General features: G+C 71.2%; 19 protein-coding genes. 12 read left to right on the forward strand and 7 right to left on the reverse strand.

Going from position 1 to position 23,516, the window contains the following annotated elements:
- Window positions 1-240: 240 nt before the first annotated feature.
- The 6 genes from IG54_RS0105735 (at window position 241) to IG54_RS0105760 (ending at window position 9,912) form a co-directional block, all read left to right on the forward strand.
- Window positions 241-1,506, forward strand: a complete 1,266-nt coding sequence (locus tag IG54_RS0105735; protein ID WP_078593732.1) for a winged helix DNA-binding domain-containing protein — start codon at window positions 241-243, stop codon at window positions 1,504-1,506.
- Between the two features lie 131 nt (window positions 1,507-1,637).
- A complete protein-coding gene (locus IG54_RS0105740) occupies window positions 1,638-3,179 on the forward strand; it encodes an AMP-binding protein (protein WP_030778099.1) in 1,542 nt (513 codons plus the stop codon).
- A 438-nt stretch (window positions 3,180-3,617) separates the two neighbouring features.
- The gene (locus IG54_RS0105745; protein WP_030778101.1) at window positions 3,618-3,845 is read left to right on the forward strand and encodes a hypothetical protein; all 228 of its coding nucleotides are present in this window, start codon (window positions 3,618-3,620) and stop codon (window positions 3,843-3,845) included.
- A gap of 94 nt (window positions 3,846-3,939) precedes the next feature.
- A complete protein-coding gene (locus IG54_RS0105750) occupies window positions 3,940-4,770 on the forward strand; it encodes an HlyD family efflux transporter periplasmic adaptor subunit (protein ID WP_030778103.1) in 831 nt (276 codons plus the stop codon).
- Between the two features lie 74 nt (window positions 4,771-4,844).
- Window positions 4,845-7,088, forward strand: a complete 2,244-nt coding sequence (locus IG54_RS0105755) for an NHLP family bacteriocin export ABC transporter peptidase/permease/ATPase subunit (protein ID WP_078593734.1) — start codon at window positions 4,845-4,847, stop codon at window positions 7,086-7,088.
- A 1-nt stretch (window position 7,089) separates the two neighbouring features.
- Window positions 7,090-9,912, forward strand: a complete 2,823-nt coding sequence (locus IG54_RS0105760) for an NHLP bacteriocin export ABC transporter permease/ATPase subunit (RefSeq protein ID WP_030778108.1) — start codon at window positions 7,090-7,092, stop codon at window positions 9,910-9,912.
- Window position 9,913: 1 nt separating this feature from the next.
- On the opposite strand, the gene IG54_RS0105765 is transcribed toward IG54_RS0105760, so the two are convergent.
- Window positions 9,914-10,933 carry a DUF5954 family protein gene (locus tag IG54_RS0105765; RefSeq protein WP_030778110.1) on the reverse strand — a complete coding sequence of 340 codons (1,020 nt, stop codon included), beginning with the start codon at window positions 10,931-10,933 and terminating at the stop codon, window positions 9,914-9,916.
- Between the two features lie 87 nt (window positions 10,934-11,020).
- Here IG54_RS0105765 and IG54_RS0105770 point away from each other — a divergent pair, with 87 nt between their 5' ends.
- Window positions 11,021-12,670, forward strand: a complete 1,650-nt coding sequence (locus tag IG54_RS0105770) for an AMP-binding protein (protein WP_030778114.1) — start codon at window positions 11,021-11,023, stop codon at window positions 12,668-12,670.
- Here the strand turns inward: IG54_RS0105770 and IG54_RS0105775 are convergent.
- Window positions 12,648-13,184: a GNAT family N-acetyltransferase gene (locus IG54_RS0105775; RefSeq protein ID WP_030778116.1), complete on the reverse strand. Its 537-nt coding sequence runs from the start codon at window positions 13,182-13,184 to the stop codon at window positions 12,648-12,650. The genes IG54_RS0105770 and IG54_RS0105775 overlap by 23 nt on opposite strands.
- Before the next feature lie 190 nt (window positions 13,185-13,374).
- Between IG54_RS0105775 and IG54_RS0105780 the strand changes: the two genes are divergently transcribed.
- Window positions 13,375-14,535, forward strand: coding sequence for an MFS transporter (locus tag IG54_RS0105780; RefSeq protein ID WP_037896491.1), 1,161 nt, complete (start codon window positions 13,375-13,377; stop codon window positions 14,533-14,535).
- 36 nt (window positions 14,536-14,571) lie between these two features.
- Here IG54_RS0105780 and IG54_RS0105785 read toward each other — a convergent pair whose 3' ends face one another.
- Both IG54_RS0105785 and IG54_RS0105790 read right to left on the reverse strand, forming a co-directional pair.
- Entirely contained in the window at window positions 14,572-15,201 is a 630-nt protein-coding gene (locus IG54_RS0105785) for an alpha-ketoglutarate-dependent dioxygenase AlkB (RefSeq protein ID WP_030778121.1), read from the reverse strand.
- 61 nt (window positions 15,202-15,262) lie between these two features.
- Window positions 15,263-16,033, reverse strand: coding sequence for a hypothetical protein (locus IG54_RS0105790; protein ID WP_234336004.1), 771 nt, complete (start codon window positions 16,031-16,033; stop codon window positions 15,263-15,265).
- A 252-nt stretch (window positions 16,034-16,285) separates the two neighbouring features.
- Here IG54_RS0105790 and gcl point away from each other — a divergent pair, with 252 nt between their 5' ends.
- Both gcl and IG54_RS0105805 read left to right on the forward strand, forming a co-directional pair.
- Window positions 16,286-18,073: a glyoxylate carboligase gene (gcl, locus tag IG54_RS0105800; RefSeq protein WP_106976949.1), complete on the forward strand. Its 1,788-nt coding sequence runs from the start codon at window positions 16,286-16,288 to the stop codon at window positions 18,071-18,073.
- Window positions 18,074-18,199: 126 nt separating this feature from the next.
- On the forward strand, window positions 18,200-18,778 hold the full coding sequence (locus tag IG54_RS0105805; RefSeq protein ID WP_030778126.1) for a YdeI/OmpD-associated family protein: 579 nt from the start codon (window positions 18,200-18,202) through the stop codon (window positions 18,776-18,778).
- Window positions 18,779-19,167: 389 nt separating this feature from the next.
- Here IG54_RS0105805 and IG54_RS0105810 read toward each other — a convergent pair whose 3' ends face one another.
- The 3 genes from IG54_RS0105810 to IG54_RS0105820 all read right to left on the reverse strand — a co-directional run bounded on the left by IG54_RS0105810 (window position 19,168) and on the right by IG54_RS0105820 (window position 22,638).
- Window positions 19,168-20,625, reverse strand: a complete 1,458-nt coding sequence (locus tag IG54_RS0105810; protein WP_030778128.1) for a catalase — start codon at window positions 20,623-20,625, stop codon at window positions 19,168-19,170.
- Window positions 20,626-20,793: 168 nt separating this feature from the next.
- Window positions 20,794-21,708 (reverse strand): 2-hydroxy-3-oxopropionate reductase, encoded by a 915-nt coding sequence (locus tag IG54_RS0105815; RefSeq protein ID WP_030778129.1) that lies wholly within the window; start codon window positions 21,706-21,708, stop codon window positions 20,794-20,796.
- A gap of 102 nt (window positions 21,709-21,810) precedes the next feature.
- On the reverse strand, window positions 21,811-22,638 hold the full coding sequence (locus IG54_RS0105820; protein WP_030778131.1) for a TIM barrel protein: 828 nt from the start codon (window positions 22,636-22,638) through the stop codon (window positions 21,811-21,813).
- 125 nt (window positions 22,639-22,763) lie between these two features.
- Between IG54_RS0105820 and IG54_RS0105825 the strand changes: the two genes are divergently transcribed.
- The gene (locus IG54_RS0105825) at window positions 22,764-23,078 is read left to right on the forward strand and encodes a hypothetical protein (RefSeq protein WP_078593736.1); all 315 of its coding nucleotides are present in this window, start codon (window positions 22,764-22,766) and stop codon (window positions 23,076-23,078) included.
- A complete protein-coding gene (locus IG54_RS0105830; RefSeq protein ID WP_030778135.1) occupies window positions 23,075-23,437 on the forward strand; it encodes a helix-turn-helix domain-containing protein in 363 nt (120 codons plus the stop codon). Before IG54_RS0105825 ends, IG54_RS0105830 begins: the two co-directional genes overlap by 4 nt.
- The last annotated feature ends 79 nt before the right edge of the window (window positions 23,438-23,516 follow it).

The raw sequence follows: 23,516 nt of genomic DNA on the forward strand, positions 1-23,516 counted from the left end.
GTCGAGTGTTGCGCGTTGGTGTTGAGTGTCGGTGTCTCGTGGGTCGAACATGCGGTCTGGATGGGTGTTGAGCAGGATATACGTCCTAAAAAGGCGCGGGCGGGCCTTGAGGCGTCACCGGCGTGAGGGCCATCCCTAACACGCCTATAAAGAGGGCAACCCCATGGAGGGGCTCGGCACGTCGACAGTCCCCGCACTTGCGGACCGTACATGTCCGCAAGCCCCACTAGCGTGACCCGCATGACCAAGACGACCAGGGCCCAGAACGGCACCGCCCCCGTGCTGGGGACGCGCGCGCTCAACCGTGCCACGCTCGACCGGCAGCTCCTTCTGCGCCGCTCCCGCGAGCTGTCCGTCAAGGAGGCCGTCGCCCATCTCGTCGGCCTCCAGGCACAGAACGTCAAGCCGCCCTACTACGCCCTCGCCGCGCGCCTCGAAGACTTCGACCCCGCCGAGCTGTCCGCGCTCCTGGAGGCGCGCGAGCTGGTGCGCATGGTCACGATGCGTTCCACCATCCACCTGCACACGGCCGCCGACGCCCGCACGCTGCGGCCGTTCGTCCAGGGCGCGCTCGAACGCGAGCTGAGCGTGTTCCGCGCCGGGCTCGTCGGCGTCGACCTGCGCGAACTCGCCGGGGTCGCCCGCGAGGCCGTCGAGGCCGAGCCCCGCACCATGAAACAGCTCCGCGAGGTGCTGCTCACGCGGTGGCCCGACGCCGACCCCCAGTCGCTCGCGATCGCCGCGCGCTGCCTGCTGCCGCTCGTCCAGGTGACCCCGCGCGGGCTGTGGCGGCGCAGCGGCCAGGTCGCGCTCACCACCCTTGAGCAGTGGCTCGCGGGCGGCGCCGCCGAGCAGGCGCCGTCGCGAACCGACGCCCGTACCCCCGACGCCGTCGTCCTGCGCTATCTCGCCGCCTTCGGGCCCGCCTCCGTCAAGGACATGCAGACCTGGGCGCGGCTCACCCGGCTGCGGGAGGTCTTCGAGCGGCTGCGGCCCCGGCTGCGGACGTTCCGCGACGAGAACGGCGTCGAACTGTTCGACCTGCCCGACGCGCCGCGCCCCGATGCGGACACCCCGGCCCCGGCCCGTTTCCTTCCCGAGTTCGACAACCTCCTCCTCTCGCACGCCGACCGGGCCCGTGTCGTGCCCGCCGCGTACAAGGGGCGTACGTGGAAGGGGAACTTCGCTTACTGCGTCTTCCTCCTCGACGGGTTCCTGGCCGGTGTGTGGCGGCTGTCCGAGGACGCCGGGAACGGGCGGGCCGTGCTCACCATCGAGCCCTTCGGGAAGCCGGGGCGGGCCGAGCGGGAGGAGCTGACGCGGGAGGCCGAGCGGATGCTCACGCGGCTCGCCGCGCCCTCGCCCCCGCCCGCGCGCCCAGCTCCGCCCGCGCGCCCAGCTCCGCCCACGCCCCCAGCTCCGGCCTCGCCCCCGGTTCCGCCCGCGCCGACGCCCGCACCCCCGCCCTCGTACGACATCCGCTTCGGAACCGTGATCGACGCCTGACGCGTCGCGCCTCTTCCGCTTGCGACACCCCCGCTCAGGGGTAGTGGGACCCGCGTCACGAGTTACACGATGCTACGTATCCGAACGCGATGCCGCGTATCTGAAGTGGTCCCGGATATCAGGAGAGAGCTATGCGGACACCCATGACCGTCACGGACTTCCTCGATCGGGCGGAGCTGGGCTTCGCCGGCAGCCCCGGCGTGATCGACGAGCCGAGTCAACCCGCCCCGGTGGTCCCGGAGTCGACGTACGGACGTCTCGGCGAGCGGGTCCGGGCCTGGCAGGCGGGGTTCGACGCGCTGGGCGTCGGGGAGGGGGAGCGCGTCGCCGTCGTCAGCCACAACTCCGCCCGCCTCCTTGAGCTGCTGTTCGCCGTGCCGATGAGCGGGCGGATCTGCGTGCCCGTCAACTTCCGGCTCAAGCCGGACGAGGTCGATTACGTGGTGCGGCAGAGCGGCGCCTCGGTCCTGCTCGTGGACCCGGAGCTGGACGACGCCTTGTCGGCGGTCAAGGCACGCCACCGCTTCGTCCTCGGCGAGCGGACCGAGACCGAGCTGATGCGGTTCGGCGTCGAGCCGCGCCCCTGGGCGAACCCCGACGAGGACGCCACCGCCACGATCAACTACACGTCGGGGACCACCGCCCGCCCCAAGGGAGTGCAGCTGACCCACCGCAACATCTGGGTGAACGGGCTGACGTTCGGCCTGCACACCCGCGTATGGGAGCGGGACGTCTATATGCACACCCTGCCGATGTTCCACTGCAACGGCTGGGGCATGCCGTTCGTGATGGCCGGGCTCGGTGTGAAGCAGGTCGTGCTGCGCAAGGTGGACGGTGCGGAGATCCTGCGCCGCGTGGAGGAGCACGGCGTCACGCTCATGTGCGGGGCGCCCGCGGTGTGGAACGCGGTGCTGGACGCGGCCACGGCCTGGCGCGGCGAGGTGCCGGGCCGCGACCGGGTGCGGATCGTCTGCGCCGGGGCGCCGCCGCCGAGCAAGCTGATCCAGCGGGTGGAGGCGGAACTGGGCTGGGAGTTCACGCAGATCTACGGCCTCACCGAGACGTCCCCGCTGCTCACCTTCAACCGGTCCGCGCCGGCGGACGCGGAGCTGCCGGCCGAGGAGCGGGCGCGCAAGCTCTCCCGCGCCGGGCTGCCCGCGCTCGGCGTCAAGCTGAAGGTCTCCGACGCGGGCGAGGTCCTGGCCCGCTCGAACGTCGTACTCGAAAGCTACTGGGACAAGCCGGAGGAGACCGCGGCGGCGCTGGAGGAAGGCTGGTTCCACACCGGCGACGGCGGCACGCTCGACCCCGACGACGGCCACCTCACCATCTCCGACCGGAAGAAGGACGTGATCATCACCGGCGGTGAGAACGTCTCGTCGATCGAGGTGGAGGACACCATCTTCAGTCACCCGGCGGTCGCCGAGGTCGCGGTCATCGGAGTGCCGCACGAGAAGTGGGGCGAGACGATCAAGGCCCTGGTGGTCCTCGCGGAGGGGGCGACGGCCCAGGAGGCGGACATCATCGCCCACTGCAAGCGGCGGATGGCCGGGTACAAGGCGCCGACGTCCGTCGAGTTCCGCGACGCCATCCCGCGCACGGCCACCGGCAAGGTCCAGAAGTTCAAGTTGCGGGAGCCCTACTGGGCGGGGCGCGACCGCGGGGTGAACTGACGCCGCCGTGCCCTGACGGCGTGAACTGACGCCCCGTCGGCGTCCTCCTGACGTCACATCGGTGTCTTCAATAAACCTGCACATCGAATGCGCAGTCCAGTCACGCAATTCGGCGGACGCTCCGCGAATACTCCGCCCGAATTCCCGTGCATAGGCCACAGAGCGCGGTCGCGGGTGCGCGCGTGTCCGGTTTGTTGAAGGGAGTACCGTCGTGCACCCGATTTCCTTCTGTGAATGTTGTGAAGGAGCTGCCACCCCGCGGTGAACCCGCCTGCACGCAGCGGTGATTCGATGCCATGCGCCGTTCCGGACAGCGCTTCGGCGATTGGATGCGCGCCCTGCGAACGTGCTTTGATCCTGGCCCACGCGGAATTGGCACGGCCGGTTCCGCCTGTGGGAAACACCTTTGCGACATTTATGAGAAGGGCAGCTCACGCCATGAACAACACCCCGCAGGTCGAGACCCTCGAGATTTCCGACGCCGACCTCGACAACGTCTCCGGTGGCCTCGTCGCCGGTGTCGCGGGCAACGTCACCAGCACCGTCGACTCCATCGCCCCGGTCTCCGGCGTCGTCGCCGGTGTCGTCGGCACCGTCGAGGGTGCCACCGGCCTGAACACCGGCGCCGTCACGGGCCTGGCCTCCGGCCTGACCGCCGGTCTCTGAGCCTCGCTCGCTGAGACACCGTGATGCGTGAGCCCCGGAGCCGCTGGTTCCGGGGCTCACGAATGCCACCTGCGCAGGAAGGAAAAGGCGTCCCGTGCAGTTCCGCCAACAGGCCCTGTCCAAGATGCAGTCGCCCGAGGAACTCGACCTGCCGGTGCGCTACGCCCGCCCCCAGGGCCTGCTCGTCCTCGCCGTCACCCTCGTCGTCATGGCCGCCGCGAGCGTCTGGGCCCTCACCGGCTCGGTCTCCTCGACCCTCAGGGCACCCGGCATCCTCACGCACGGGCAGGGCAGTTACGTACTCCAGAGCCCCGTCACCGGTCAGGTGACCCGGGTGCGGGCCGAGGAGGGTGAGCACCTCGCCGCGGGCGCCCCGGTCCTCGAAGTCCGTACGGATGACGGCGACAAGGTCGTACGCGCCATCGCCGCGGGCCGCATGACCACGCTCGTCGCCAGGATCGGCACCGTGGTCACCACCGGCGCCGACGTCGCGACCGTCGAGCGCGTGGCGGGCACCGGCGACCCGCTCCTCGCGATGCTCTACGTACCCGCCGACAGCGCGGCCGCCGTCCCCGTCGGCGCCCCGGTGGACCTCACCCTCCAGTCCGTGCCCACCCAGGAGTACGGGACGCTGCGCGGCCGCGTGAAGGCCGTCGGGCGGGCCGCGCAGACCCGGCAGAGGATCACCGGCTTCCTCGGCGACGAGGAACTCGCCGCGCGGTTCACGAAGGACGGGCCGCCCGTGGCCGTCCTCGTACGGCTGGAGAAGTCGCCCGGCGCCACGCGGGAGGGGGCATCCGGTACCCACTCCCGCTACGCGTGGTCGGCGTCCGGCGGACCGCCCTTCGCGCTCGACTCCATGACCCCGGCCACCGGCGCCGTCCACCTCGCCGAGCAGCGCCCGATCGATTGGCTGCTTCCGTGACCACACCCCACGCCTCCCAGGCCGCACCCCACGCCACACCAGCACCCCGCCCCTCCCCGGCACACCAGCAGCGGTTGCCGCCCCCCGGTGGCCGTCGCAGGCACCGACCCGAACCCCCGCGGCGCGGCCGCCGTGCCGCGCCCCGCCCCGCGGCGAGGGGCAAGCGGCACAAGACCGTCCGCACGCCCACCGTCCTCCAGATGGAGGCCGTGGAGTGCGGCGCCGCCGCCCTCGCCATGGTCCTCGCCCACCACGGGCGGCACGTCCCCCTGGAGGAGCTGCGCATCGCGTGCGGGGTCTCCCGCGACGGCTCACGTGCCAGCAACGTCCTGAAAGCGGCGCGCAGTTACGGTTTCACGGCCAAGGGCATGCAGATGGAGCCCGCCGCGCTCGCCGAGGTCGCGGCGCCCGCGATCCTCTTCTGGGAGTTCAACCACTACGTCGTCTACGACGGCACGGGCCGCCGCCTCGGCCGCCGCGGCGTGTACATCAACGACCCCGACAAGGGCCGCCGCTTCGTGCCCGCGGAGGACTTCGACACCAGCTTCACCGGCGTCGTCCTGGTCCTCGAACCAGGGGAGGGCTTTCGCCCGGCAGGCCGCAGGCCCGGCGTCATGAAGGCGCTGCCGGCCCGCCTGCGCGGTACCACCGGCACGATGCTCACCGCGCTCCTCGCCAGCCTGCTGCTCGTCGCGGTCGGCGCCGCGCTGCCCGCGCTCAGCCGCACCTACATCGACCTGTTCCTGATAGGCCACCAGACCTCGCTCCTCGCGGCGCTGTTCGCGTCGATGGGCGCGATGGTGGCGCTCACCGTGGTGCTGACCTGGCTGCAACAGGCCAACCTGCTGCGCGGTCGCATCATCTCCTCCACCCTCGGCAGCGCCCGCTTCCTGCGGCATCTGCTGCGCCTGCCCGTCACGTTCTACGCCCAGCGCAGCCCCGCCGACCTCGTGCAGCGCCTCGCCTCGAACGACGCGGTCGCCGAGACCCTGGCCCGCGACCTCACCGCCGCGGGCGTCGACGGCATCGTCGTACTCCTCTACGCGGCCCTGCTGTGGACCTACGATCCGCAGCTCACCCTCGTCGGGGTCGGCATCGCGCTGCTGAACATCGCGGCGATGCGCGTCGTCGTCCGGCTGCGCGCCACCGGCACCCAGAAACTGCGCGCCGACAGCGCCAGGCTCACCAACACCTCCTACACCGGACTTCAGTTGATCGAGACCCTGAAGGCCACCGGAGGTGAGGACGGCTACTTCCGGCGCTGGGCGGGCCAGCACGCCGCCACCCTGGAGGAGCAGCAGCGCCTCGGCGTGCCGAGCGCCTGGCTCGGCGTCGTCGCGCCGACCCTCGCGACCCTCAACAGCGCGCTGATCCTGTGGATCGGCGGCCTGCGCGCGGTCGAGGGGCATCTGTCGATCGGACTGCTCGTCGCCTTCCAGGCGCTCGTGACCCGCTTCACCGCGCCGATCACCCGGCTCAACGGCGTCGCGGGCCGCATCCAGGACTTCGCCGCCGACGTCGCGCGCCTCAAAGACGTCGAGAACTTCCCCGTCGACCCCCTCTACACGCGCCCAGAACCCACCGCGAGCACCCGCCGCCTCAAGGGCCACGTCACCCTCGACAACATCACCTTCGGCTACAGCCCCCTCGACAAGCCGCTCCTGACCGGCTTCTCGCTGTCCGTCGGCCCGGGTCAGCAGGTCGCCCTCGTCGGCGGCTCGGGCAGCGGCAAGTCGACCGTCTCCCGGCTGATATCGGGGCTCTACAGACCGTGGGAGGGCACGATCCGCATCGACGGGCAGCGCCTGGAGGACATCCCGCGCGGCGCGCTCGCCGCCTCCGTCTCCTTCGTCGACCAGGACGTCTTCCTCTTCGAGGGCACGATCCGCGACAACGTCGCCCTGTGGGACCCGTCGATCCCCGACGACGCCGTCGTCGCCGCCCTCCAGGACGCCTGCCTGTACGAGGTCGTCGCCCGCCGGCCCGGCGGCATCCACGCCCGCGTCGAACAGGACGGACGGAACTTCTCCGGCGGGCAGCGCCAGCGCCTGGAGATCGCCCGTGCCCTGGTCCGCCGCCCCAGCGTCCTCGTGCTCGACGAGGTGACCAGCGCCCTGGACGCCGAGACCGAACAGGTCATCATCGACAATCTGCGCCGCCGCGGCTGCGCCTGCGTCGTCATCGCCCACCGCCTGAGCACCGTGCGCGACAGCGACGAGATCGTCGTACTCGACCACGGCCGGATCGTGGAGCGCGGCCGCCACGAACACCTCGTCACCGCCGACGGCCCCTACGCCGACCTGGTCAAGGAGCACTGAGGTGACCTCGGTACCGGAACACACGCACCCCCACGACACGGTGGCCGCCGCCTTCGGCGCGCTCGGCACACCCGTCGACTGCGCGGACCTGCGCAGCGTGCACCTGGAGGGCCCGCAGGTGCTGTGGCTCGTCGTGGCGGGCGCCCTCGACCTGTTCGCCGTCGACGCCGTGCAGCAGGGCCACTGGCACTTCCTCGGCCGCCTCGAACCGGGCACCCTGCTCCTCGGCCCGGTCGAAGGCCCCCAGCACACCCTGCTCGGGCGCCCCCTCCAGGGCTGCGCGCTGCGCCGCATCCCGCTGCGCGAGCTGTACCGGCCCGACGGCACCCAGGACGCGGCCCTGAGCCTCCTGGAGCACGCCTTCGCGCTCGGCATCGGACGCGGCCACCGGGTCCTGTTCGAGGCCCCGCTCGACGGCCGCACCCTGGGCGACGGCGCAGGGACCGACGGTGTGGAGACCGACGACGACATCCTCTGGATGCCGGTCGCGCCGGGCAGTGTGCAGTACGGCTCCGCCTACAGCGCCGAGGCCGCGGGCGAGCTGCTCGTGGACGCCGCGATGTGGCAGCGCATGGTCAACCAGCAGTACCGCCTCCTTGCGACCCTCGACCGCTGGATCGAACGGCTGGAGCGGGCCCACGAGGACCGCACGGCGGCCGGCATCAAGGCGGGCGAGCACGTCCGCGAGCAGGCCGACCGGACCCTGATCGCCTCCATCGGCCGCACGCGCGGGGGACGATCACGCCGCGCCGCTTCCAGGGGCGGCGGTGACACCGCGTACGCGGCCTGCCGGCTGGTCGCCGAGGCGGCGGGCATCACACCGGCCGGCCGGGCGGACGGCGGCGCGGTGAACGACCGGCTCGACCCCGTGGAGCAGATCGCGGTGGCCTCCCGGATCCGTACCCGCCCCGTCCGGCTCGACGGACGCTGGTGGCGCGAGAACACGGGCCCGCTGGTGGGATACCGCGCCGCGAGCGGGACACCGGTCGCACTGCTGTGGCGGCGCGGCGGCTACGAGTCGGTGCACCCCACCTCCGGGCGGCGCACCCGCGTCGACAAGACCAACGCGGACGAGTTCGAACCGCGGGCCGTCATGTTCTACCGCCCGCTGCCCGAGGGGAAGTTGACGCCGTGGCAGCTCTTCCGCTTCAGCCTGCGGGGCACCGGTGGCGACGTACGCAACCTCGCGCTCGCCACGCTCGTGACGGTCGCGATCAGCGCGCTGGTGCCGCTCGCGACGGGGCAGGTGCTCGGCGTGTTCGTGCCGAACGCCGAGAAGAGCCTCATCGTCCAGGTGTCCCTGGCCGTCATGGTCACCAGCATCGTCTCCGCGGCGTTCATGCTGCTCCAGAACCTCACCATCCTGCGGATGGAGGGGCGAATGGAGAGCACGCTCCAACCAGCGGTCTGGGACCGGCTGTTGAGGCTCCCCACCCGCTTCTTCACCTCCCGCTCCACCGGTGAACTGGCGAGCGCGGCGATGGGCGTCAGCGCCATTCGCCGGGTCCTTTCGGGCATCGGCCCCGTGGCGCTCCAGTCGAGCACGGTCGGCGCGATGAACCTCGTCCTGCTGCTGCTCTACAGCGTTCCCCTCGCCCTGGCCGCGCTGGCGATGCTCGCCGTCGTCGCCGGTGTCTTCCTCGCCCTCGGCCTGGGGGAGCTGCGCTGGCAGCGGCGCCTGGTCGAGCTGGGCAACAAGCTCAACAACCAGGCCTTCCAGACCCTGCGCGGCCTGCCCAAACTCCGGGTGGCCGGGGCGGAGAGCTTCGCGTACGCGGCGTGGGCGGAGGAGTTCGCGCGCAGCCGCGAGCTGCAACGGCGGGCGGGCCGGATCAAGAACGCGACGACGGTCCTGAACTCCGTCTACCTCCCCCTGTGCACGCTCATCATGTTCGTCCTCCTCGCGGGCCCGGACCGAGGCAGCCTGTCCGCGGGGGAGTTCCTCACCTTCAGCACCGCCGTGACGATGCTGCTGACGTCCGTCACACAGCTCACCGGCGCGCTGATCTCGGCGGCCGCGGTGCTCCCGATGTTCGAGCAGGTCAAGCCGGTCCTCGACGAGGTGCCCGAGGTGCGGGGCGCGAGCACGCGGCCGGGTGAGCTACAGGGCGCGATCGAGACCCGCGGCCTGTCCTTCCGGTACTCGGACGACGGCCCCCTGGTCCTCGACGACATATCGCTCTCGATCCGTCCGGGTGAGTTCGTCGCCGTCGTCGGCCCGAGCGGCTGCGGCAAGTCGACGCTGCTGCGCCTCCTGATCGGCTTCGACCGACCGGTCTCGGGCAGTGTGCTCTACGACGGTCAGGACCTGGCCGCCCTGGACCAGTCGGCCGTGCGCCGCCAGTGCGGAGTCGTGCTCCAGAACGCGCAGCCGCTCAGCGGCTCGATCCTGGACTGCATCCGCGGCGCGGAGCCGTTCACACAGGAGGAGGCGTGGGAGGCCGCCGCGCTGGCCGGGCTCGCCGAGGACATCAAGCGGATGCCGATGGGCCTGCACACGATGATCTCCGGCGGGGGAGCGGTCTCGGGCGGCCAGCGCCAGCGCCTGATGATCGCCCAGGCACTGATCCGCCGCCCCCGCGTCCTCTTCCTCGACGAGGCGACGAGCGCCCTGGACAACGAGACGCAGCGCACGGTCATCGACAGCACCCGCGCCCTGAACGCCACCCGCGTCGTGATCGCCCACCGCCTCTCCACCGTCATGGACGCCGACCGGGTGATCGTCATGTCACAGGGACGCGTCGTGCAACAGGGGCCGCCCGCCCAGCTGTTGGCGGACACGGGCGGGCGCCTGCACGAACTGCTGAGGCGGCAGCTGCGGTGAGTCAGTCGTCGTAGTGGAGCGTGCCGTCCTCGTCCATCGTGGGGTGCATCTTCATGGGGCCGTAGGAGTCCACGTCCGAGGGGCGGGGCGGCTCCGGGCCGTCGGGGCCGACGCGGACCAGCCGTTCGGTACGGCAGATCCGGTACAGGGTGTCGCCCACGCGCGCCTCGTTGGCGTGAGTGGCGGCCTTGAACCGCTCGGCGGCCCGCGCGTGCGCCGCCTTCTCCTCGGCGTCGAATTGGTAGAGCAGCGGCCAGGATTCCGTCATCGCGTCGTACAGCAGCCGACGGGCGTCGTGCGGGGTGGGCATCAGGGACGTCCGCGGCGTCCACCCCGTCTTGCCGCGCTCGGCCACGCCGAAGCCAACCGGCATCAGGACGATGCCGGGATGGGTGGTGACGGCCCGCTGGGAGTCCGCGCGTACGTCGACGGGGAAGCGCGCGCCGGTATAGGCGAAGTCCCGCAGCCCCAGCTTCAGGGCGCTCGTCATCAGCCCCGGGGTCTCCTCGCTGGGGTCCAGGACGAAACCGGGGTCCGTGGAAGGGGCGTCGTGCCGTCCGGTCCACGACCGGTCGGACGGTTCGGGGTCCGTCGGCCGGGGCGGCTCCAGGCCGTCGGCGCCGGTGCGCGCGAACTCGTCGCCGCGCACCACGCGGTAGCGCACGCCGCGGACCTCCAGCTCGTCGACGGGCTCGCGCTCGAGGATCGCGACGGCCGCCAGCAGATCGCGGCGCTCGGCGGGGTCGTCGGTGTCGTCCTTGGCCTTGAACCACAGCTCCGAGTTCAGCGCGTCCCTGGCCTGCTGGGGCATGCCGTCCACGATCGGCTTCAGCACCCGCCAGGCGGGCCCGGCCGCGGGGTCCTGCACGGCGAGACCGAAGACGGGGCCGCGGACCGCGAGATGCGGGTAGCGGTACGACGCGTCGACGGCATCGGCCTCGGTCACCAGCTCGGCGGGATCGTCGCGGCGCACCAAACCGGCGTGGAGCTGGTCCAGTTGTTGCTTCCAGTCATCACCCATGCGCACATTGTGGTCGCTGCGCCGGAAGGGCGGGCCGAAATGCCGCAAGCGGCCGAGTGAAGAGCGTTCTCGGGGCATCCTTGACGCATGGCGCAGAACGCGAATACGGGGCGTGACCAGGAGGCCGGGGCGGCCGGACTCTCGTACGCCCACGGCACGAGCGGGACCCCGCTCCTCGGCGACACCATCGGGCGCAATCTCGACCGGGCGGTCGCGGCCTGGCCCGAGCGGGAGGCCCTCGTGGACGTGGCGGCCGGTACCCGCTGGACGTATGCGGAGTTCGGCGCCGCCGTCGAGCGGCTGGCGCGCGGGTTCCTGGGGGCGGGCGTCGGCAAGGGGGAGCGCGTCGGGATCTGGGCGGTGAACTGCGCCGAGTGGGTGCTCGTGCAGTACGCCACCGCGCGCATCGGCGCGATCATGGTGAACATCAACCCCGCTTACCGGGCGCATGAGTTGGAGTTCGTACTCAAGCAGGCGGGCGTGTGCGTCCTGGTCGCCTCGCAGACCCACAAGGGCAGCGACTACCGCGCGCTCGTCGACGAGGTGCGGCCCCGCTGCCCCGAACTGCGCGCCGTCCACTACATCGGGGACGGCTCGTGGGACGCGCTGCTCGACGCCGCGGCGTCCGCCGGCCCGGCCGAACTCGCCGCGGCGGAGGCGGCGGTGAGCTGCGACGACCCGGTCAACATCCAGTACACCTCGGGCACCACCGGCTTCCCCAAGGGAGCCACCCTCTCCCACCACAACATCCTCAACAACGGCTACTGGGTGGGCCGCACGGTCGGCTACACCGAGCAGGACCGGGTCTGTCTGCCCGTGCCCTTCTACCACTGCTTCGGGATGGTGATGGGGAACCTCGCCGCCACCTCGCACGGCGCCTGCATCGTCATCCCCGCGCCGTCCTTCGACCCCGTCGCCACGCTCCACGCCGTCGAGCGCGAGCGCTGCACCTCGCTGTACGGCGTGCCCACCATGTTCATCGCCGAGCTGAACCTCGCCGACTTCGCGACGTACGACCTGAGTTCGCTGCGCACCGGCATCATGGCGGGCTCGCCCTGCCCGGTCGAGGTGATGAAGCGGGTGGTCGCCGAGATGCACATGGAGGAGGTCTCCATCTGCTACGGCATGACCGAGACGTCCCCCGTCTCCACGCAGACGCGCCGCACCGACGACCTGGAGCGCCGCACGGGCACCGTCGGCCGGGTCCTGCCGCACATCGAGGTGAAGGTCGTCGACCCGGCGACCGGCGCGACGCTGCCGCGCGGCGCCTCCGGCGAGCTGTGCACCCGCGGCTACGGCGTCATGCTCGGCTACTGGAACGAACCCGAGCGCACCGCCGAGGTCATCGACTCCGGGCGCTGGATGCACACGGGCGATCTGGCGGTCATGCGCGAGGACGGTTACGTCCGGATCGTCGGCCGCATCAAGGACATGATCATCAGGGGCGGCGAGAACATCTACCCCCGCGAGATCGAGGAGTTCCTGTACGGCCACCCGAGGATCGCCGACGTCCAGGTGGTGGGCGTCCCCGACGAGCGGTACGGCGAGGTGCCGCTGGCCTGCGTGATCCTGCGGAACCCCGACGAGGTCCTGACGCTGGAGGACCTCCGGGCCTACTGCAAGGGAAAGCTGGCCCACTACAAGATCCCGGCCGCGCTGCGCATCCTGGACTCCTTCCCGATGACGGTCTCGGGCAAGGTACGCAAGATCGAACTCAGGGAGCGGTACGGGGAGTGAGGTCCGCCGTGAGGGTGCGGCGCATACAGAGGCGGGGCCACCGGTCGACGCCCAGCTCCGCCTCGTGCGCCCGGATCTTCCTGAGGCCGGGCGTGAGTTCGGCCTCCGCGAGCGGGCGGAAGCCGATGCGGGCGTAGTACGGGGCGTTCCACGGCACGTCGGCGAACGTCGTCAGGGTGAGGGCGGCCCTGTCCTGCGCGCGGGCCCGGTCCGCCACGTGCTCGATCAGGGCGCGGCCCACCCCGCGGCGGGCGGCGCGGGGGTCCACGGTGACCTGCTCGATGTGCTCGGCGTGGTCCACGGGCTCGCTGAGCACGTACGCGACGGGGGTGCCGTCCTCATCCGCGGCGACCCACGCCCGCCCCGCCCGGCGGAATCGCTCCAACTCCGCTGTCGTGGGCGGCTCGTCGTCGGCGATGGCGTCCATACCGAGCGTGCGGAAGGCCTCTCCCGCGGCGCGTTCGATGTTCTGGAGCACGGGGAGTTCGCCGACGGTGGCGGGGCGGATCTGCATGGGGTGAGTATGGCCCGGTGAAAAATGGTTGTGCCGCCGTGGTCCGGGCGTGGATCGTGGGCCGGTGATCGAGAGAGCGACGACCGGCCGCGGTGAACGGCCCGGAGGGAAGCCGGGCGCGGGGACGGCCGAGGGGACGGGCGCGGGGCCGGGCGTGGGGGACAGTGCGTCGGCTGGAGTCGGTCGTGGCATGGTGCTGTTGCTTGCCGTCGTGTGCGGGGTCGCGGTCGGCAATGTCTACTTCCCGCAGGCCGTCAGTCCGTTGGTCGCCGACGGCCTCGGCGTGTCGGCCGATACCGCCACGCTGGTGGTGACGGCGACCCAGTTCGGTTACGCGGGCGGGATCTTCCTCCTCGTACCGCTCGGCGACCGCCTCCCCTGCCGGCCCCTCCTCGTCACGCTGCTCTCGCTCACCGGACTCGGCCTGCTCGGCGGGGGCCTCGCACCCGGGCTCGTGCCGCTCATCGGCGCGAGCGTCCTCGTCGGCGTCACCACCGTGATCGCGCCGATCGTGGCGCCCATGGCGGCGGGGCTGGTGCCCAAGGGGCGGCGCGGCGCCGTCACCGGCACCCTCCTCAGCGGCTCGATCGGCGGCATGCTGCTGTCCCGCGCCTTCGGCGGGAGCCTCGGCGAGTGGCTGGGCTGGCGCGCCCCCTACCTCACGACGGCCGCCCTCGCCCTGCTCCTCGCGCTCGTGCTGTCCCGCGCGCTGCCGAAGGCTGCCGCGCCCTCCCGGCAGAGCTACCCCGCGTTGCTCGGCGCGACCCTCCACCTGCTGCGCACCGAACCGGAGCTGCGGCGGTCCGGCTTCTATCAGGCCATGCTCTTCGGCGGGTTCTCCGCGCTGTGGACGGGCGTCGCGCTGGTGCTGACCGGTCCCGTCTACGGCCTTGGCGCCTCGGCGGTCGGCCTGCTGGCCCTGGTCAACGCCGGGACCATGATCTGTACGCCGCTCGCGGGGCGGCAGGTGGACCGGCGGGGGCCCGACGCGGTCAATCTGGTCACGATCCTCGCGGTGCTCGCGGCGGCGGCCGTCCTCCTGCTCGGCGGCTTCGGCGGGGCCGTGGGCCTCACGGCGCTCGCGGTGGGGTCGCTGCTCCTGGACGTGGCGATGCAGTCGGGGATGGTCGCCAACCAGGTGCGGATCTTCGCGCTGAGCGACGAGGCGCGCTCCCGGCTCAACACGGCGTACATGACGTGCGCCTACCTCGGCGGAAGCATCGGTTCCTGGCTCGGGGCGCGGTCCTACGGCGCCTTCGGCTGGCCCGGCGTCTGCGGGCTCGTCGCGGCGCTGGCCGCGCTGGCCCTCGTACGGCATGTGCTGCACCTGAGGGCCCGCGGCGAGCGCTGAGGCCTCGCGGCGAGCGCTGAAGGAGGGGGAGGCCCGTCAGCGCACTCCGTGCGGGCGGAACTGGACGCTGATGCGTCCGCCGGTGGCCCGCGCCGACTTGGGGACCGCGTGTTCCCAGGTCCGCTGGCAGGAGCCGCCCATCACGATCAGGTCGCCGTGCCCGAGCGGCCTGCGGACCGTCGCACCGCCTCGGCGCGGGCGCAGCAGCAGGTCGCGAGGGGCTCCCACGGAGAGGATGGCGACCATCGTGTCCTCGCGGTCGCCCCGGCCGACGCGGTCGCCGTGCCACGCCACGCTGTCGCGCCCGTCGCGGTAGTGGCACAGGCCGGCCGTCGTGAACTCCTCGCCGAGTTCGGTGGCGTAGTGCGCGGAAAGCGCTCGGCGTGCCTCGTCGAGTACGGGGTGGGGCAGTGGTTCACCGGCGCGGTAGAAGGCGAGCAGGCGGGGTACGTCCACGACCCGCTCGTACATCTGGCGGCGCTCGGCCTGCCACGGGACGTCCGTGGCGAGGCGTTCGAACAGGGCGTCGGCGCCCGCGAGCCAGCCCGGCAGGAGGTCGATCCACGCCCCGTCGCCGAGCACCGTCCTGCGGATTCCGTCCAGGGAGCGCAGGTGCGTGTCGTCGCTCAGATCGAAGAGTGACCCTTGGAGCTGGTGCCGTGCCATGGGACCAGCGTACTCCCAGCTCGAACATGTGTGCCAATTCGAAAAGGGTCCGCCTTGCGCCTCACGCTCCGTTCGCGATGAGGTCGTCCGCCGCGCTGTTGACCGGCTGAGGCGTGCCCGTGAGGTCCAGGATGAAGAGCGGCACATCGAGCGCGTCCGCGCGGGCGCGCGCCTCGTCCGTATATCCGGCGAGGGAGAAGAAGGCGCAGGTGGTGGGGGTGTCGTCGGTGCCGGTCACGGCGGTGAGCCACAGGCACTCGATGTCGCGCAGGCAGGTGCGGCGCAGCCCGGGGTCGACCTGGGCCAGCATCCCGCGCGCGGTGATCCGTGTCCCCGACGGCGGGCGCCGGGCGGCGCTGCGCGTGTTGAGGTAGCCGAGCCACCGCAGATACAGCGCGGCCACGGTCACGGCGTCGCGGGCGTCACGGATGGTCACCGGCCGGAAGGCGGGGCGGGGGCGGGCGGCCGTGTCGCCGGCTGCCGTGCCCGGGGCCGCAGTGGACCTGTCCGGGACCGGTGCCCCGGGTGCCGGGACGACGGGGACGCGCAGGACGGCTCCGCAGTCGCAGTCCAGTTCCGGCCGCGGCCACTGGCCCTGGTGGCCGCAGGCCCAGCAGCGGACGGTGACCCACTCGTCCGCCCAGCTCCGCTCGGTGACCGGCGTCGCGGGCGCGCCCCTGGCCACCGGCGCGGTCATGGGGGCGCCGCACGCGCAGGGCAGGGGCGAGGGAGCGTACAGATGCTCGCGCAGACAGTCCGGGCACCGGACCGGGACGCCGCCGTCCGCCATCGTCACCACCGCCTGCCCGCGCGCCGCCGCGCACCGTGCCATCGCGCTCAGCGGGGCGACCGTCGCCCCTCGCGCCGTCTCCCGCCATCCTCCACCCGACCGGCGCCCGCCGAGGGCAAGTTGGCCCGTCCCTTGACGCTGTCCGGCGCACCCCCTTACATTGCTTCCATATAGCAGAACATTCTTTCCACAATGCGGAAACAGAAGCTCACCGCGGGGCGCGACGGGAGCCGGATCCGCCAGCCGTATCCGGCAGCCGAAAAGCTGTCGAAGCTGTCGAAGCAGGAGAACCCCATGGCTCGTATGACCGCTGCCCGCGCGGCAGTTGAGATCCTCAAGCGCGAAGGCGTCGTCAACGCGTTCGGTGTGCCGGGCGCCGCGATCAACCCCTTCTACAAGGCGCTCAAGGAGGGCGGTGGCATCGACCACACCCTCGCGCGTCACGTCGAGGGCGCCTCGCACATGGCCGAGGGCTACACCCGGTCCGACCCGGGCAACATCGGCGTCTGCATCGGCACATCGGGGCCCGCGGGCACCGACATGATCACGGGTCTGTACTCCGCGACCGGTGACTCGATCCCGATCCTCTGCATCACGGGCCAGGCGCCGACGCACCTGCTCCACAAGGAGGACTTCCAGGCCGTCGACATCGCGACGATCGCCAAGCCGGTCGCCAAGATGGCCGTCACGGTCCTGGAGGCCGCGCAGGTCCCCGGCATCTTCCAGCAGGCGTTCCACTTGATGCGCTCGGGCCGCCCGGGCCCGGTCCTCATCGACCTGCCGATCGACGTCCAGCAGACCGAGATCGAGTTCGACCCGGAGACGTACGAGCCGCTGCCGGTCTACAAGCCGTCCGCGACCCGCGCCCAGATCGAGAAGGCGATCGGCTTCCTCCTCGCCTCCGAGCGTCCGCTGATCGTCGCGGGCGGCGGCATCATCAACGCCGACGCCTCCGACCTCCTGGTCGAGTTCGCCGAGATCACCAACACCCCCGTCGTGCCGACCCTGATGGGCTGGGGCACCATCCCCGACGACCACGACCTGAACGCGGGCATGGTCGGCCAGCAGACCGGCCACCGCTACGGCAACGCCACGTTCCTGGAGTCGGACTTCGTCCTCGGCATCGGCAACCGCTGGGCCAACCGCCACACCGGCTACAAGCTCGATGTCTACACCCAGGGCCGCAAGTTCGTGCACGTCGACATCGAGCCGACGCAGATCGGCAAGATCTTCGCGCCGGACTACGGCATCGCGTCGGACGCGAAGGCGGCCCTGGAGCTGTTCGTCGAGGTGGCGAAGGAGCTGAAGGCCGCGGGCAAGCTGCCCGACCGCTCGGAGTGGGTGGCCTCCCACCTGGAGCGCAAGGAGACCCTCCAGCGCCGTACGCACTTCGACAACGTCCCGATGAAGCCGCAGCGCGTCTACGAGGAGATGAACAAGGCCTTCGGCCCCGAGACGCGGTACGTCACCACGATCGGCCTCTCGCAGATCGCGGGCGCCCAGATGCTGCACGTCTACAGGCCGCGGCACTGGATCAACTGCGGCCAGGCGGGCCCGCTCGGCTGGACCATCCCGGCCGCGCTCGGCGCCGCGAAGGCCGACCCGCAGACGCCGGTCGTGGCCCTCTCCGGTGACTACGACTTCCAGTTCATGATCGAGGAGCTGGCGGTCGGCGCGCAGCACCGCATCCCGTACGTGCACGTCCTGGTCAACAACGCCTACCTGGGCCTGATCCGGCAGGCGCAGATCGGCCTGGACATCAACTTCCAGGTCAACCTGGAGTTCGAGAACCAGAACTCCCCGGAGCTGGGCGTCTACGGCGTCGATCACGTCAAGGTCGCCGAGGGCCTCGGCTGCAAGGCGATCCGCGTCACCGAGCCCGATGAGCTACTGCCGGCCTTCGAGCAGGCCAAGAAGCTCGCGGCCGAGCACCGCGTGCCGGTGGTCGTCGAGGCGATCCTGGAGCGCATCACGAACATCTCGATGAGCCCGACCGCGGACATCAGCGCGGTCAAGGAGTTCGAGGAGCTGGCGACGGAGCCGGGGCACGCGCCGACGGCGATCCGCCCGCTGAAGGTCTGACAGCACCCGCCACATCCGAAGGACTGACAGCACCGCCACAGCGAGAAGGGGCGGTCCACCCGAGAGGGCGGGCCGCCCCTTCTCGCTGTTCCCTGCGGGGCACACCTGTTCGCGTAGCGTGGCCGGATGGATTCACTTGCTGGCCTGAAGGTCATGACCTGCGCCGACGCGTCCCGTCTTGAGGACTGGCTCGACGAGCACCACGGCGACACCCCGGGAGTCTGGGTGAAGATCGCCAAGAAGGGCTCGGGGGTGGCCTCGGTGACGGCCGCGGAGGTCAACGACGTGGCGCTCTGCTACGGCTGGATCACCGGCCACCGGAAGGCGTACGACGACGTCCACTACCTCCAGAAGATCACCCCCCGCCGTCCGCGCAGCCTCTGGTCGAAGGTGAACGTTGACCGGATCGAGGAGCTGACCGCCGAGGGCCGCATGCGCGAACCCGGCCTCGCCGAGGTGGCGTTGGCGCGCTCCGACGGACGCTGGGACGCGGCGTACGAGTCGCAGCGCAACGCCACCGTGCCGGACGACCTGGCCGCCGCGCTCGCCGCGAGCCCGGCGGCTCACAAGACGTTCGAGGCCCTCAGCAAGTCGGAGCGCTATGTGGTCATGCACCGCCTGATGACGGCGAAGACCCCCGCCACCCGCACCGCGCGGCTCGAACGGATGCTGGCGCGACTGGAGTTGGGCGAGGCGATCAGCTGAGGCGGCACGAAAGAGCGCCGGGGTACGGGACCGTCCGTACCCCGGCGCTCCGGCCTGGTGCTGGTGCTCGTGCTGGTGTGGAGTTGTTGCCGCCCGACGGCGCGCGACTGGCGAAACATGCATACGTGCTGCCGGGCGGAGTTCGTGGGCCCCGCGAGGGGGTTGGGGCCGCGGCGGGTGCGACGGGCCGTGGGTTCCCCTCCCTCAGGTCGAGAAGGAATCCGCCGGACCTTGACCACCGCACTGGCTCGCAGAGCCGCCGCGGACCGTGCCCGCCCGCCTGTGTCACGTACCACCCCTCATCCGGGTTCGTGACAGCGGCGCGGGCTCAGCGCCGGTGAGCAGACCTCCCGTCGACTCACCGGCGCAGCTTGGGGTGTGACTGTGCCTCAGTCCTCGCGCAGGGCGCGGACGGCTTCCTCGACGCGCTTGCCGTAGTCGGCGTCGGCGGCGTGGAAGTGGGCGAGGTTCTTCTCGATGACGTCGTCGCGGGAGACCTGCGAGAGGCCGCCGGCGATGTTCGCCACGAGGCGCGACTTCTCGTCCTCGGACATCAGGCGGTACAGCTCACCGGCCTGGAAGAAGTCGTCGTCCTTGGTGTGCGTCGGGGCCGCGTGCGTGCCCGTGTAACCGGCGATCGCGAGCGGCGCGGAGAGCGGCTGGCCGGTCTCGGCCGGGCCGTCGTACGAGTTGGGCTCGTAGTTCTTGCGGTCGCGGCCGTACGCGTTGGACGCCATCAGGCCGTCGCGGCCGTAGTTGTCGGCCTTCGCCGCCTTGGGGGCGTTCACCGCGAGCTGGGTGTGGTTGACGCCCAGGCGGTAGCGGTGCGCGTCCGCGTAGGCGAACAGGCGGCCCTGGAGCATCTTGTCGGGCGAGGGGCCGATGCCGGGGACGAAGTTGTTCGGGGAGAACGCGGCCTGCTCGACCTCGGCGAAGACGTTGTCCGGGTTGCGGTCGAGGACCAGGCGGCCGACGCGCTGGAGCGGGTAGTCCTTGTGCGGCCACACCTTGGTGAGGTCGAACGGGTTGAAGCGGTAGTCCGCCGCCTCGGACGCGGGCATGATCTGCACGTGCAGCGTCCAGGAGGGGTTCACCCCCCGCTCGATCGCCTGGAGCAGGTCGGTCTGGTGCGAGTTCGGGTCCTTGCCCGCGATCTCGGCGGCCTGCTCGCTGGAGAGGGAGCGGATGCCCTGGTTCGTCTTGAAGTGGTACTTGACGAAGAAGGCCTCGCCCTTGGCGTTCGTCCACTGGTAGGTGTGCGAGCCGTAGCCGTTCATGTGGCGGTACGAGGCGGGGATGCCGCGGTCGCCCATCAGCCAGGTGATCTGGTGCGTGGCCTCGGGGGCGTGCGCCCAGAAGTCCCAGACGTTGTCCGGCTCCTGCTTGCCCGTGAAGGGGTCGCGCTTCTGGGAGTGGATGAAGTCGGGGAACTTGATCGGGTCCTTGATGAAGAACACTGGGGTGTTGTTGCCGACGAGGTCGTAGTTGCCCTCTTCGGTGTAGAACTTCAGCGCGAAGCCACGCGGGTCGCGGACCGCGTCCGCGCCGCCGAGGTTGTCCGCCACGGTCGAGAAGCGCAGGAAGACCTCGGTCCGCTTGCCGAGTTCGCTGAGGAAGTCGGCGTGGGTGAAGCCGGTGACGTCGTCCGTCACCTCGAAGTAGCCGTAGGCGCCCGAGCCGCGGGCGTGCACGACGCGCTCCGGGATGCGCTCACGGTTGAAGCGGGCCAGCTTCTCCAGGAGGTGCTGGTCCTGAAGCAGGATCGGGCCACCGACGCCGGCGGTGGCGGAGTTCTGATTGTCGGCGACCGGGGCGCCGGACTCGGTCGTAAGCACGCGCTTCGACATGGTGACCTTCCGTGCTGTGACTGCTGAGGTGCTCGGAGCGTAAGGAGCCCTGAACTGCTACGTCAACAGTTTGTTGAATTTGAGGTTGTGGTTCCGGGCCGCGGCGGCGCCTGGGCGCGACAGGACAGGTGTCAGCGCCGCCGCGGCCCGGAAGTTCATGGGGAGCTGTTACAGCTCGGCGCCCGACAGGCGCTCCACGGAGCGCAGCAGGGCGGAGTGGTCGAGGCCGCCGTCACCCTGGGCGCGCAGGGAGGCGACGAGCTGGGCGACGACCGCGCCGACCGGCAGGGCGGCGCCCACGTTGCGGGCGGCGTCGGTGACGATGCCCATGTCCTTGTGGTGCAGGTCGATCCGGAAGCCGGGCTTGAAGTCCCGGTTCAGGAAGTTGTCCTTCTTGCGGGCCAGCACGGTGGAGCCGGCCAGTCCGCCGTTCAGGACGTCGAGCGCGGCCGTCAGGTCCACGCCGGACTTCTCCAGGAAGACCACGGCCTCGGCGCACGCCTGGATGTTGACGGCGACGATGAGCTGGTTGGCGGCCTTCACGGTCTGGCCCGAGCCGTGCGGACCGCACAGCACGATGGTCTTGCCGAGGGCGTCGAAGAGCGGCTTGGCCTCGTCGAAGTCGGCCTGGTCACCGCCGACCATGATGGAGAGGACGGCCTCGATGGCACCCGCCTCGCCACCGGAGACCGGCGCGTCCAGGACGCGCAGGCCCTTCTCCTTGGCGGCCTTCGCCAGGTCGACGGAGGTCTGCGGCGTGATCGACGACATGTCGACGATCAGCGCGCCGGACCGCGCGTTCTCCAGGATGCCGTCCGGGCCGTACGCGATGGCCTCGACCTGCGGGGAGGCGGGCACCATCGTGACGATGATGTCGGCGTCCTTGACGGCCTCCGCGATGGACTTCGCGGCGGTGCCGCCGGCGGCCGAGAGCCGGTCCAGCTTGTCCTGCTCCAGGGTGAAGCCGGTGACGGAGTAACCCGCCTTGATCAGGTTCTCGGACATGGGGGAGCCCATGATGCCGAGTCCGATCCACGCGATCGCCGGGCGGGTAGGGCGGGAGGAATCAGCGAGGTTGCTCATGAGGGTGCCTTTCTGACTGCGGTACTACGTCGTTCCTGCGCAGAGGAGTTGACGCGGGGTGAACGGGTGGGTGGGTGGGAGAGATTCGCCGCGAAGCGGCGCCTAGTCCCGCCCCGGCAGCCAGCCGAAGGACTCCTCGCTGGGCCGGTCACCGGCCTTGTATTCCAGGCCGACCCAACCCTCGTAACCCGCGGCGCGAAGCTGGTCGAGCAGAGCCTCCAGGGGCAGGGTCCCCGTCCCCGGCGCCCCCCGCCCGGGGTTGTCCGCGATCTGCACATGCCCGGTCTTCGAGGCGTACTGCTCGATGACCGCGGGCAAGTCCTCCCCGTTCATGGACAGGTGGTACAGGTCCATGAGGAACTTGGCGTTACCGAGCCCGGTGGCCGCGTTCACCTTGTCCACGACGGCGACAGCCGCAGGCGCGCTCACGATGGGGCACCTGGGAGACTCAGGCGCGTTGAGCGCCTCGATGAGCAGCACCGCGCCCACGCGAGAAGCCTCACGGGCCGCCAAGACCAGGTTCTCCAGGGCGAGTTCGTCCTGGACGGCCGGGTCCACGCCGTCGACACGGTTGCCGTACAGCGCGTTGAGCGCCTTGCAACCGAGCGACTGGGCGAAGTCCGCCGCCACCGCGAGGTTCGCGCGGAACTTCTCGCTCTCCTCGCCGGGGATCGACAGGGCGCCGCGGTCGGGGCCCGGCAGCTGCCCCGCGTAGAAGTTCAGCCCCACCAGCTGGACGCCCGCGTCCTCGATCGCCTTTTTCAGGGCGTCCAGCTCGGACTGCTCGGGGGTGGGGGCGTCGACCCAGGGCCACCACAGCTCGACCGCGCCGAAGCCGGCCTTCGCGGCGGCCGCGGGGCGCTCCAGGAGCGGCAGCTCGGTGAAGAGGATCGACAGGTTCACATTGAAGCGCTGGTCGGAGTATCCCATGGGGCTTCCGCGCTCCTTCCGTATTGCGGAAGTTCATTTCTGCTTGATGGAAGACTGCCTGCGGTTCGCGGAAGCTGTCAAGAGGGGGTTGCCGAAAAATCCCGCCCCGGCAGTAGGTTGGCCGCGTGCGATTGAGAGTGGAGTTCACGACCGAACCCTTCGACCTCGACGAGGCCCCGGCCCATGCGCTGGTGGCCCGGGAGGTCATCCAGGGGGCCCCGCTGGACGCGGTGGACGTAGGGCCTTTCGGCAATACGGCCGAGGGTGATGTCGACGCGGTCCTGACCGCCGTCGACGCGATGCTGCGCCAGTCCCTGGGCGCGGGAGCCACCAGGGTCTCGCTCCAGGTCAACGTGCTCGGCGAGCCGGGTGAACCGGCCGAGCCGGGTGAACCGGGCGAACCGGGGGAGCCGCGGCGGTCCGGGGAGGCGGATAAGTGACCAGTTTCGGGGACGACCCCTTCGTCACCGCGGTCAAGCCGCTGGTGGACGCCATGGGTGGCGAGCTGATGCCGCCGGACCAGGCGGGGACCGACGACGTGGTCCTGGCCTGGGAGGGCGAGGACGTGGTGGCCGTACGGCTGCCGCAGCTCGCCGACTCCCTGGACCACATCCTGCTCGCCCTGGAGCGCAAGCAGGGCCGGCCGCTCGCCGAGCTGGACCGCAAGGCCAAGCAGGAGGTCGTGCGGATACTGGAGGCGAGAGGGGCCTTCTCGGTCCGCCACGGCGTGGAGACGGTCGCCGCCGCCCTCGGCGTCAGCCGCTTTACGGTGTACAACTACCTGAACCGCTCGACCTGAGCGCGAGGCGGGAGCCCCCGGCCCGGCGGCGGGAGCTGCCCCCGCCCGACCTCCCAAAAGGTCGCTATCCGGCAAGAAG

The sequence above is a fragment of the Streptomyces sp. NRRL S-920 genome, assembly GCF_000717945.1.
In the GTDB taxonomy this organism is placed as follows: domain Bacteria; phylum Actinomycetota; class Actinomycetes; order Streptomycetales; family Streptomycetaceae; genus Streptomyces; species Streptomyces alboniger.